We start from the raw sequence: 11,540 nt of genomic DNA, 5'->3' as shown, positions 1-11,540 counted from the left end.
ATCAGCCCCCCTTAAGATTTCTGGAACATGGCAAGCATGCGCCGAGTTACGAGGAAGCCACCAAATATGTTGATCCCAGCCATAAAGACCGAAACCGCAGCAAGGAGGATCACAAGGAAGCTGCCTGATCCGATTTGCATCAGCGCTCCCAGAATGATGATCGACGAGATCGCATTGGTCACCGCCATCAAAGGTGTGTGCAACGAGTGTGCCACGCCCCAAATAACTTGGAAGCCAACAAAAACCGCGAGCACAAACACGATGAAGTGCTGCATGAAGCTCGCGGGGGCGACAAGGCCAACCCCGAGCAGAATCACGGCCCCAACAACGAGCAAAGTCACTTGTTGTTTGGTTTGCGCCTTAAACGCCGCAACTTCCGCCGCACGTTTTTCCTCGGGGGTAAGCTGTGGCGCCACCTCTTTGGGTTTTTGCGCGGCGATCGCTGCGATCTTGGGAGGGGGTGGCGGGAAGGTGATCTCTTTGGCAAAGGTCACGGTCGCGCCACGGATCACGTCATCTTCCATGTTGTGATTGATCTTGCCGTCTTTTTCCGGCGTTAGATCGGTCAACATGTGACGGATGTTTGTCGCATAAAGCGTCGAAGCTTGTGCGGCCATCCGGCTTGGAAAATCGGTGTAGCCAATGATTGTTACGCCGTTTTTAGTGACGATTTTCTCGTCCGCCACGGTGAGCTTACAGTTGCCCCCCTTCTCGGCGGCAAGGTCGACAATCACGGAACCGGGCTTCATTGCGGCGACCATATCTTCGGTCCACAACTCAGGCGCTTCACGGTTCGGGATCAACGCGGTTGTAATAACGATGTCGATTTCTGGCGCTAACTCACGGAATTTTGCCAATTGCGCTTCGCGGAACTCAGGGGAAGAAACAGCAGCATAGCCACCGGTTGCCGCGCCATCCGCTTGGGCTTCTTCAAAATCGAGGAAGACAAACTGTGCGCCCATGGATTCGACTTGCTCGGCCACTTCGGGCCTCACATCAAACGCATAGGTGATCGCGCCAAGGCTTGTCGCTGTGCCAATAGCGGCCAATCCGGCCACACCCGCACCCACAACCAAAACCTTCGCTGGGGGAACTTTGCCCGCGGCGGTGATCTGGCCGGTAAAGAAGCGTCCAAAGTTGTTGCCAGCTTCGATAACAGCGCGGTAGCCCGCGATATTTGCCATAGACGACAAGGCGTCCATTTTCTGGGCGCGACTAATGCGCGGCACCATTTCCATGGCAATCACATTTGCGCCTTGCGCCCGTGCCGCTTCCATTCCGTCCGCATTCGCGGCAGGATTAAAGAAGGAAATCAACGTTTGCCCTTGGGTCAATCGTTTGGTTTCCGCCGCACTGGGCTGACGTACTTTGACTACAATGTCAGAAGCTTTCCAAAGCGCGGCTGCGCTCTTGAGAACTTCGACACCCGCGTCTTTGTACAAGGCGTCGGCAAAGCCCGCTGCTTTACCAGCACCTGCTTCAATTGCGCACTCATACCCCAGTTTTTGCAACTGGAGAGCGCTATCGGGTGTCATCGCAACGCGATTTTCGCCCTCAAAAGTCTCCTTCGGTGCTCCGATTTTCACAGCACATTTCCCCTTTTTCACATTCTTTGCCTGAAATTGAAACTTCTGGCGTTGTATCTCATATCTTGCGCAAGATTGTTTCTCAACACTTGTTCATAGGTTTAGCGCTAACATGAAACATTTAGGAACCGCGTTCCCCTTGCAATCCCCATTCGCGAACGTCAGCATCGCAAAAAACAAGGAGCGCACCATGACTGACTTTGCCCATACCAAATCCCTTTTTGTCCTTCCGGAGGGCGTAATCTATTTGGATGGGAATTCCTTGGGGCCGCTCCCAAAGGCCGCAGCAGCGCGGGTTCAGAAAACCGTGGAGAGCGAATGGGGTAACATGCTTATCTCGGGATGGAACAAAGCCGGCTGGATGGCGCAACCAAGCCACCTTGGGGACCGCATCGCGCGCCTGATCGGAGCCCCAGATGGGACTGTCACCTTGGGCGACACCCTTTCTGTAAAAGTCTATCAAGCCCTCGCCGCAGCCCTTGCCCTGCGTCCGGATCGCAAAAAAATTGTCTCCGATAATGGCAACTTCCCGACTGACCTTTATATGGCACGCGGCTTGATCGAAAGCCTGAACGCGGGTCACGTTCTTTGTACGCCCGCCCCCGAGGATGTTGCGGATGAAATTGATACCGACCTCGCGGTCTTGATGCTCACCGAAGTTGATTATCGCACAGGCCGTCGCCACGATATGAAAGCCCTCACTCAAGCGGCACACGCGGTGGGCGCGATCGTGATCTGGGATTTGGCGCATTCGGCGGGCGCGTTTCCCGTCGATGTCGCGGGTTGCAACGCGGATTTCGCCGTAGGTTGCACCTATAAATACCTCAATGGCGGCCCCGGAGCGCCGGCCTTCATCTATGTCGCGCCAGAACATATCGAAAATGTGCAACCCGCGCTGGCGGGTTGGCTTGGCCATGACGCGCCGTTTGAGTTTGATCTAAAATATCGCGCTGGAACGGGGATTGAGCGTATGCGGGTTGGCACACCCCCCGTTTTGCAAATGGCCGCGCTTGAGACCGCGCTGGATATTTGGGATTTAGCCGATTTGAAGGACGTTCAAGCTAAATCAATTGATCTAACCCAAGCCTTTATTGCGGAAATTGAGGCGACCTGTCCTAGCCTCACCCTCGCCTCGCCGCGCGATCCCAACACGCGTGGCAGCCAAGTTTCTTTCGCACATCCGGAGGGTTACGCGATTATGCAGGCGCTGATTGCGCGTGGTGTTATCGGCGACTTTCGGGCGCCCAATATTCTTCGGTTTGGCTTTACACCGCTCTATATCGATATGGCGGATGTTCAAGGGGCCGTCGCGATTATCGCAGATATCATGACGAACGACCTCTGGGATCGACCAGAATACAAAACCCGCGCGCGTGTCACATGACACCATTTCTTCGGCGTTATCGTGATTTCGACGCCCCAGCCTGTTACGAAATTTTTTGTCGAGCGGTTCACGTTGGGGCCGCTCAATACTATTCCGAACCGCAGCGAAACGCTTGGGCACCGCATACAAAAATGCCCGAAAGCTGGCCATTGGAACTAGCGGAGCAAGCCTGCTGGGTGGCCTCGGTGGAGCAAAAACTCGTCGGCTTCTTTTCGCTCGAGTCTGACGGCCATTTAAGTTTGGCATATGTCGCCCCCGAGTTTCGACGTACGGCGGTGGCTGCCGAACTCTATAAAAAAATCACAGAAGATGCGCAACGTTTGGTGTTAGCGCGTCTTTTTACCGAAGCGAGCCACCTTGCGCGGCCTTTCTTCGAAAAACGCGGATGGCACGTAACAGCTCCAGAAGTCGTCATGCGAAACGGCGTGGAAATTGAACGCTTTCAGATGGCAAAAGACTTGAAGTAACGATCAGACAGCCTTGCGAAATGTCAGGTTTAGACGGCGCGGGCCTAGATCGGGATGCACACCAGATTGAATGGCATTGACAGCGTGAAAACACAGGCGCGAGGGACCACCCCAAACCACAACATCCCCATGTTCCAAAAGGACTTTCCGCGTTGGATCTGTGCGCTCCAACCCGCCAAAAAGAAAGGTCGCAGGAAGGCCCAAAGACACTGAGACAATCGGCTGCTCCAGCCCCCCTTCGTCGCGATCCTGATGCATCGAAAGCTTGGCGCCAACGCGGTACTGATTGATCAAACAGGCGTCCGTTTCAAATTGCGCATATCCAGCCGCTGCGGCAGCGGATTGCGCCAATTCCAAAAAACAATCCGGCAGATTTGGCCACTGATTTCCCGTCATCGGATCCTGCTTTGAATACCGATAGCCCGAAGCGTCGCTCACCCACCCAGCAGACCCACAATTTGTCATTCCGACCGACATTTTATGGCCACCGGGGGTGATTAAATGGCGAAAGGGCGCAGCGGTGACCACCTCTTTGAGCGCGCGATAGAGGCTCGGCATCGCGTCGCCCACAAACCGTGGCAAAACGACCGCCCCTTGGGCGAGTTGAATCGGCAATTGTGGAATGTCATCAAAGAAACTGGATTGCATTCCACAAATCTATGCGCAGATTTGTGGAATTACACCCCGTTTGTTGCGAAAAGCTTTACGCGAGCCATTTTTCGTAGTCCGACACCAAAAGATGCGTTGGGGCCACGTCTTCTTCGATCTGTGCAAACCGCCCAATCGGCGCGCGGAAAATATTGTCTGTGAGGTCGTCATTAACGGTTGAAACCTCGCCGATCAAAACCGCGCCGCCCTCGCCCCAAAACGCATGCCAATCACCAGGCATTAAGGTCACGCTCTCGCCGGGGGCAAATTTCAGAATTTCACCCGGTGTGAATTGGCGCTCAATCCCGTCGCAATAAACGGTTCCACCTGCGGTCTCGTCAAAGTTGCCATCCGCATCCGACCCAAACAATTCAATCGCCAAAGTGGCACCACCGCGGTTGATAATATCCTCGGCCTTTAGAACATGGGTGTGCATGGGACTGATTTGGTTTTCTTCGGAAATCAACAGCTTCTCAGCATAACACATACCGCCGCCGCGCTGCAGATCACTCAAACGGCCATTGCGCAATGTGAACAGAAACAAGCCAAGCGCATCAAAATCACCCTCGCCATAGTCGGTGATGTCCCACCCCGCGCGCGCAGAAATAACTGCTTTTGCACGGTCTTTATTACTGACGAATTCCTCGGGCGACCAATAGGCGAATGGCGGCAAAGTAAACCCGTGCGAACGGATCATTTCATCCGCCTCAGACATAATTTCATTGATGCGCGAACGTTTCATATTGGCCTCCAAACCAGACTTTATTCGGGTTTTACAGACCGACACGCCTCAGGCAAGACATTTATGCAGTTTTGGAGAACATCACGTTTTTGTTCTGCGCCCATTTATGCACCGCAGTACCAAAAGCTTCAAACAATGGGCGGGACACAAGATCGGCGTCCGCGTTCCATTCGGGGTGCCACTGAACCGACATCGTAAATCCGGGAGCATCCTTAATGTAAATCGCTTCGGGGGTCCCATCGGGCGCATATCCATCAATAACGACCCGTTTTCCAGCGGTCTTGATCCCCTGCCCGTGCAGCGTATTCGTCAATACTTTATGTGTGCCAAAAACGGCGGCGAAGGGTCCGTCGGGTGTGAGGGTCACGTCGTGGCGTAACTCGAACTTTTCTTCCAAGGTTCCGTCGGGCGGCATGCGGTGATTGTCACGCCCCTCAAGGTCACGGATTTCGGGAAACAAGCTTCCGCCCATAGCAACGTTGACCTCCTGAAACCCACGGCAAATGCCGAAAATGGGCTGGCCACGTTCAACACAGGCCCGCACGAGGGGTAAAGTAACGGCATCCCGCGCCCGATCAAAATCGCCATGCGCTAGGGTTTCAATTTCGCCGTATTCCTCAGGATGCACATTCGCCCGAGCGCCCGTAAATAGAAACCCGTCACAACTTTCTAGCAAATCTTCAACCGAAACATAGCGAGGGTCAGCAGGGACAATCAAAGGCGTACATCCGGACACGTTTGAAATTGCACAGCAATTCATTGTTCCTGCCGACTGCGCCGGATATTGATCATTAATTAGAAAGTGATTGCCAATGATGCCTACAATAGGGCGCGCCATAACGTCTCCGAAACATGAGTAACAGATATACTATAGCGCGTTTATTTGCTGAAAGGTGAGCCAAATCAACATAAAAATGTGCCCCAACGCACAAGCGCCTGTGCAGATTTGTACGTAAATACAGGCTTTTCCAACCAAACCAGTGCCGTCACTTAAAATGCTGGCAGTTAGGGGCTTGAACGCCTTTTCTTTACGCGTTTTTGGACTTTACGAACTCTTTTCTTTCAGCTCCAAACGGCGAGCATGAAGAACGGGTTCCGTATAACCAGAAGGCTGAACGCGCCCTTTGAACACCAAATCACACGCCGCCTGAAAAGCGATACCAGCAAAGCTAGGAGCCATGGGAATGTAGGTTGGGTCAGAGGCATTTTGTCCATCAACGACTGCCGCCATTTTCTGCATGGCACGCATGACTTGTGCTTCGGACACAACGCCATGATGTAACCAATTCGCCAAAGCTTGGCTTGAAATACGGCAGGTCGCACGGTCTTCCATCAGGCCAACGTCATTGATATCAGGAACCTTGGAACATCCGATCCCCGCATCAATCCAGCGCACTACATATCCGAGAATTCCCTGCGCGTTGTTCTCAATTTCGGCCGCAATTTCTTCATCACTCCAGTTGACCCCATTTGCGACAGGAATGGTCAACAAGTCGGCCAAAGAGCCGCGAGGTCCGCCCGCCGCGATCGCGCGTTGACGCTCAAACACGTCGATGGTGTGGTAATGCGTTGCATGCAGCGTGGCTGCAGTGGGGCTTGGAACCCACGCGCAATTGGCCCCCGCCATCGGATGGCTAGATTTCGCGACCAACATATCCGCCATCAAATCGGGCATCGCCCACATGCCCTTGCCGATTTGTGCCTTGCCAGACAACCCACAAGCCAAGCCAATATCGACGTTACGATCCTCATAGGAAAGAATCCAAGGCATTGATTTCATGTCGCCTTTTTTCTGGAACGGTCCTGCTTCCATAGAAGTATGGATCTCGTCGCCCGTGCGATCGAGGAAGCCTGTATTGATAAAGGCCACCCGTTTTTTGGCGGCACGAATACACTCTTTCAAGTTCGCAGACGTGCGCCGTTCCTCGTCCATAATCCCCAGTTTGACGGTGTTCGCAGGCAAGCCGAGGGCGTCCTCAACCCGTGTGAAAATCTCATCCGCAAAAGCCACTTCTTGGGGGCCGTGCATCTTGGGTTTCACAACGTAAACACTGCCCTCAATGGAATTTCCGCTCTCGCGCTTAAGGTCATGCATTGCGATAAGCGTGGTCACCATGGCATCCATTAAGCCTTCGCCGATTTCCAGTCCATCTCGGTCCAAAATAGCGGGGTTGGACATCAAATGCCCCACATTGCGCACGAGCATGAGCGAGCGCCCCTTCAAGCTTTGCGTCGATCCATCCGCTGCAGTGAAAACCACGTCCTGCGCGAGCACACGATCAAAGGTCTTACCGCCTTTTGAGACCGTTTCCGAAAGGTTGCCTTGCATCAATCCAAGCCAATTGGAATAAGCCAAAACTTTATCCTCGGCATCGACAGCGGCCACGGAATCCTCGCAATCCATGATCGTTGAAACGGCACTTTCAAGGATAACATCCGCAAGGCCAGCGGGATCAGTGGCACCAATTTGATGTGCCTTATCAATGATCAAACGAATATGAAGACCGTTTTTCGCCAGCAAAACTTCGGAGTCTGCATAGCCCACGTATTGCGCAGGGTCAGCCAATTCAAAATCACCCAGATCAAGCCCCTTTGGCCCTGCAGCAATAGAACTAACTTCCGCCCACGTTCCACTTTTCAATGGAATGGCTTTGTCCAAATGCGCCTTTGCGGCCGCAACAACGCGGGCGCCACGCGCAGCATCATACGCGCGTCCGGTAGGCAAATCACCAAGGGCATCCGTGCCATAATACGCATCATAAAGGCTGCCCCAACGGGCATTCGCCGCATTGAGCGCAAACCGAGCATTGGTAATCGGAACAACCAATTGAGGGCCCGGTATCGTCGCAATCTCTGGATCAACATTGGCGGTTTCAATAACAAAATCGGCGCCTTCGGGAACCAAATACCCGATATCCTTAAGAAACTGAGTATACTCAGCCGCGTCATGGAGTTTGCCACGACGTTTTACGTGCCATGCGTCAATTTCGGACTGGAGCCGCTCACGTGTCTCTAGCAGCGCCCGATTTTTTGGACCCAAATCATGCACAATTCCAGACAGGCCCGCCCAAAAAGCATCAGCAGAAACGCCTGTCCCTTCAAGGGCGCGCTCCTCGATAAATTGCACCATTTCTGGGGCAACCTGCAGGCCATTTCGTTCCAGATATTGCGTCATGGTCGTCTCTCCGATTGTCATTTGGCCGCAAATTACGGGCAACACGGGAGAAACGCAAGCTGCTGGTAAGGTCTTATTACCAATTGAACTCGAACGCCTCACAAAAGAATACTCTGGGCCTATCACGCGATATTTTTCATCAAAATTCGTATGTCTTCTCCACGAAGAAATGCCCTTGCAGCCCTCAAGCGAAACTGTTCAACTTTGGGCAACCAAAAGGATTGACGACATGACAAGCACCACCGAACAAACGATTTACCTGTCCGATTACAAAGAGTTTTCGCATTTTATTGACGGGGTAGAACTGACGTTTCAGCTGTCTCCGACAAAAACACGTGTTAAAAGCAAAATTCACTTTCGTCCCAATCCAAAAGCACCAGAGCAAGCATTTTTCCTCCACGGCGAGCACTTAAAGCTCATTTCGGCGCATATTGACGGCGTCAAAATTTCCCCTACCCTGACCGAGACTGGCCTCACGGCCGAGGTTCCAACTGGCCCTTTCATATTCGAAGCAGAAGTCGAAATTTCGCCCGAAACCAACACGGCCCTTGAAGGGCTTTATATGTCGAACGGCATGTATTGTACGCAGTGCGAGGCCGAAGGGTTTCGCAAAATCACCTATTATCCCGACCGCCCTGATGTGATGGCGACCTTTAAAGTGCGGGTCGAAAGCGCGCTACCTGTTTTACTCTCGAACGGCAATTCGGGTACGTCAGACGAAGGCTTTGCCGAGTGGCACGACCCTTGGCCGAAACCCGCGTATTTATTCGCGTTGGTGGCGGGCGACCTCATCGCGCACACCGATAGTTTCACAACAAAATCGGGCAAAGATGTCGCGCTGAATATCTACGTCCGTCCGGGCGATGAAGATAAATGCGCTTTTGGTATGGGCGCGCTAAAACGCTCCATGAGGTGGGACGAGGACGTTTATGGCCGTGAATACGACTTGGACATATTCAACATTGTTGCCGTGGACGACTTCAATATGGGCGCAATGGAGAACAAGGGCTTGAACATTTTCAACTCTTCCTGCGTTCTCGCCTCGCCCGAGACATCAACCGACGCAAACTTCGAGCGCATCGAAGGTATCATCGCCCATGAGTATTTTCACAACTGGACGGGCAACCGAATTACCTGTCGCGACTGGTTCCAATTGTGCCTCAAAGAAGGCCTCACGGTTTTCCGCGATCAACAGTTCACTGGCGACATGCGCAGCCACGCCGTGAAGCGGATTGACGACGTTATTACCCTGCGTGCTCGTCAATTCCGCGAAGACAACGGCCCCCTCGCCCACCCCGTGCGCCCAGAAAGTTTTGTTGAGATTAACAATTTTTATACGGCAACCGTGTATGACAAAGGCGCCGAAGTTATCGGCATGTTGAAGCGCCTTGTCGGAGATGAGAATTATAAACGGGCGCTGGACCTTTATTTCGAGCGCCATGACGGTGACGCGGCAACCATTGAAGATTGGCTCAAGATTTTTGAGGATACAACAGGCCGCGACCTAACACAGTTCTCGAAATGGTATTCCCAAGCGGGGACACCGCGCCTTTCGGTGACGGATGAATTTTCGGATGGCACCTATATCTTGCACTTCAAGCAAGCGACGCCGCCAACGCCGGGGCAACCCGTCAAAGATCCACGCGTCATTCCCATTGCAGTCGGGCTTTTGAACCCCAATGGTGATGAGGTGCGCGAGACCTGCATTCTTGAGATGACAGAGGCGGAGCAGAGCTTTCGCTTCACTGGTCTCAGTACAAAGCCCATCCCCTCAATTTTACGCACTTTTTCAGCGCCTGTGATCCTTGAGCGCCAAAGCAGCACAAAAGAACGCGCGTTTCTTTTGGCCCATGACACCGATCCGTTCAACAAATGGGAAGCGGGTCGCGCGTTGGCCAAAGAAACCCTTGTGGCGATGCTGACTGCGGATGCGCCCGTGAATTCTGACTTTCTTGATGCACTCGCGGCGGTCTTGCGGGACGAAAACCTTGATCCTGCATTTCAAGCTTTGGCGCTCGCGTTGCCAAGCCAAGATGACATCGCGCAAACCTTGTTCGATGTCGGAGTTACACCTGATCCGATGGCAATCTATACCGCCCTTGAAACGCTGTCTCAGTCGATTGCACAACATCTTCAAGACCTCTTGCCACGCATTTACGCGGCCAATCATGTCGATGGGCCGTTTAGCTCAGAGGCCGCCCCCGCTGGAAAGCGCGCGTTACAAGGCGCAGTTCTTGGCCTAATCTCGCGCCTTGACGGTGGCGACCAAGCCCGTGCGCAATATACGGCCGCAGATAATATGACTCAGCAATTACAGGCGCTCGCGTGCCTTTTGCGCATTGATCGCGGCCAAACAGAACTTGCAGCATTTGAGACCCAATGGGCGCAGGATCGCCTTGTTATGGACAAATGGTTCGGCCTTCAAAGCGGCCTCGCAGCACCTCAGAAAGCAGCGGCGATCACAAAGACTCTCACCAAACACGCGGCCTTCGATTGGAAAAATCCAAACAGATTTCGCGCGGCCCTCGGCGGTCTTACAGCCAATACCGCTGGCTTCCACGCTGCCGACGGAGCTGGGTATAAGCTGGTGGCCGACTGGTTGATCAAACTAGACGCGGCGAACCCCCAAACAACGGCTCGTATGAGCACCGCTTTCGACAGCTGGCGTCGGTATGATGCGGGGCGCCAAGGGCAGATGATAGAGCAACTCAAACGCATCCAAGCCACGCCAAATCTATCGCGCGACACCCATGAAATGGTGACCCGTATCTTGGGAAGCGATGCATGACCGAACGCAAATCAGTTTTGATCACGGGGGCAAGTGCGGGCATTGGTGCGGCCACCGCCGTACTTGCTGCGGCGCAGGGCTATAATGTCGGCATCGGATACCGCAGCGACGAAAAAGGCGCACGGGAGGTGGCCAAACGGGCGCACGCCTTGGGTGCGAAAACCGTTCTTCTTCAAGGCGATATGGCGGTTGAGGCAGATATTCTTCGGATTTTCACTCAATGCGACACAGCCCTCGGCCCCCTCTATGGGCTTGTAAACAACGCGGGAATTGTCGACACGACACAGCGTGTGGAGGACATGTCGCGCGCCCGTTTAGAGCAAATGTTCATGGTCAACACTGTTGGCGTGATACAATGCGCCCAACAAGCCGTGAAGCGCATGGCAAAAAGATACGGTGGGGTTGGCGGCTGCATTGTGAATATCTCGTCCGTCGCTGCGCGCACCGGAAGTGCGGGGCAATATGTGGACTATGCGGCATCAAAAGCTGCGGTCGATATTTTCACCACGGGATTGGCACAAGAGAACGCACGCGATGACATTCGCGTCAATGCCGTTCGTCCGGGAATAACGCGCACGCAAATCCACGCGAAAGGCGGCGAACCTGGCCGCGAAGATGCACTGGCTCATTTGATCCCAATGGGACGCGCAGGCGAGGCCACCGAAATCGCCGAAGCGATCCTGTTTTTGCTCTCGGAGAAGGCGTCCTATATGACGGGCGCCATTCTAGATGTAGGAGGCGGACGCTAAT

The 11,540-nt window shown here is 53.6% G+C and carries 9 protein-coding genes; 4 read left to right on the top strand and 5 right to left on the bottom strand.

Annotation, left to right across the window (positions count from 1 at the left end; translation table 11 throughout):
- Positions 1 to 11: 11 nt before the first annotated feature.
- Positions 12 to 1,586: a Re/Si-specific NAD(P)(+) transhydrogenase subunit alpha gene (locus tag AB9F27_RS10950; protein WP_369757717.1), complete on the bottom strand. Its 1,575-nt coding sequence runs from the start codon at positions 1,584 to 1,586 to the stop codon at positions 12 to 14.
- A gap of 190 nt (positions 1,587 to 1,776) precedes the next feature.
- On the opposite strand from AB9F27_RS10950, the gene kynU reads away from it, so the two are divergent.
- Together kynU and AB9F27_RS10940 are read left to right on the top strand one after the other, a co-directional pair.
- Positions 1,777 to 2,970 (top strand): kynureninase, encoded by a 1,194-nt coding sequence (gene kynU / locus AB9F27_RS10945; protein ID WP_369754619.1) that lies wholly within the window; start codon positions 1,777 to 1,779, stop codon positions 2,968 to 2,970.
- A complete protein-coding gene (locus AB9F27_RS10940) occupies positions 2,967 to 3,437 on the top strand; it encodes a GNAT family N-acetyltransferase (RefSeq protein WP_335586428.1) in 471 nt (156 codons plus the stop codon). Before kynU ends, AB9F27_RS10940 begins: the two co-directional genes overlap by 4 nt.
- Before the next feature lie 3 nt (positions 3,438 to 3,440).
- Here the strand turns inward: AB9F27_RS10940 and alkB are convergent, their stop codons facing one another.
- The 4 genes from alkB to AB9F27_RS10920 all read right to left on the bottom strand — a co-directional run bounded on the left by alkB (position 3,441) and on the right by AB9F27_RS10920 (position 8,002).
- On the bottom strand, positions 3,441 to 4,085 hold the full coding sequence (gene alkB, locus AB9F27_RS10935) for a DNA oxidative demethylase AlkB (RefSeq protein WP_369757716.1): 645 nt from the start codon (positions 4,083 to 4,085) through the stop codon (positions 3,441 to 3,443).
- A gap of 55 nt (positions 4,086 to 4,140) precedes the next feature.
- Complete coding sequence (locus tag AB9F27_RS10930) at positions 4,141 to 4,827, bottom strand: D-lyxose/D-mannose family sugar isomerase (RefSeq protein ID WP_335585889.1); 687 nt, start codon at positions 4,825 to 4,827, stop codon at positions 4,141 to 4,143.
- Positions 4,828 to 4,888: 61 nt separating this feature from the next.
- Positions 4,889 to 5,665, bottom strand: a complete 777-nt coding sequence (locus tag AB9F27_RS10925; protein WP_038999812.1) for a gamma-glutamyl-gamma-aminobutyrate hydrolase family protein — start codon at positions 5,663 to 5,665, stop codon at positions 4,889 to 4,891.
- A 207-nt stretch (positions 5,666 to 5,872) separates the two neighbouring features.
- Positions 5,873 to 8,002: a malate synthase G gene (locus AB9F27_RS10920; RefSeq protein WP_335585888.1), complete on the bottom strand. Its 2,130-nt coding sequence runs from the start codon at positions 8,000 to 8,002 to the stop codon at positions 5,873 to 5,875.
- Between the two features lie 229 nt (positions 8,003 to 8,231).
- Between AB9F27_RS10920 and pepN the strand changes: the two genes are divergently transcribed.
- Positions 8,232 to 10,790: an aminopeptidase N gene (gene pepN, locus AB9F27_RS10915; RefSeq protein ID WP_335585887.1), complete on the top strand. Its 2,559-nt coding sequence runs from the start codon at positions 8,232 to 8,234 to the stop codon at positions 10,788 to 10,790.
- A complete protein-coding gene (locus AB9F27_RS10910) occupies positions 10,787 to 11,539 on the top strand; it encodes an SDR family oxidoreductase (RefSeq protein ID WP_335585886.1) in 753 nt (250 codons plus the stop codon). Before pepN ends, AB9F27_RS10910 begins: the two co-directional genes overlap by 4 nt.
- The last annotated feature ends 1 nt before the right edge of the window (position 11,540 follow it).

Source organism: Falsihalocynthiibacter sp. CO-5D18 (genome assembly GCF_041205445.1).
Classification (GTDB): Bacteria; Pseudomonadota; Alphaproteobacteria; order Rhodobacterales; family Rhodobacteraceae; genus Falsihalocynthiibacter; species Falsihalocynthiibacter arcticus.
This window is presented reverse-complemented; position numbering and strand designations above follow the sequence as displayed.

Bases quoted from the DNA above. Each gene is read 5' to 3' on its own strand.
- AB9F27_RS10925 (WP_038999812.1), bottom strand. From the start codon at position 5,665: ATGGCGCGCCCTATTGTAGGCATCATTGGCAATCACTTTCTAATTAAT.
- kynU (WP_369754619.1), top strand. From the start codon at position 1,777: ATGACTGACTTTGCCCATACCAAATCCCTTTTTGTCCTTCCGGAGGGC.
- AB9F27_RS10930 (WP_335585889.1), bottom strand. From the start codon at position 4,827: ATGAAACGTTCGCGCATCAATGAAATTATGTCTGAGGCGGATGAAATG.
- AB9F27_RS10940 (WP_335586428.1), top strand. From the start codon at position 2,967: ATGACACCATTTCTTCGGCGTTATCGTGATTTCGACGCCCCAGCCTGT.
- AB9F27_RS10920 (WP_335585888.1), bottom strand. From the start codon at position 8,002: ATGACGCAATATCTGGAACGAAATGGCCTGCAGGTTGCCCCAGAAATG.
- AB9F27_RS10910 (WP_335585886.1), top strand. From the start codon at position 10,787: ATGACCGAACGCAAATCAGTTTTGATCACGGGGGCAAGTGCGGGCATT.
- alkB (WP_369757716.1), bottom strand. From the start codon at position 4,085: ATGCAATCCAGTTTCTTTGATGACATTCCACAATTGCCGATTCAACTC.
- pepN (WP_335585887.1), top strand. From the start codon at position 8,232: ATGACAAGCACCACCGAACAAACGATTTACCTGTCCGATTACAAAGAG.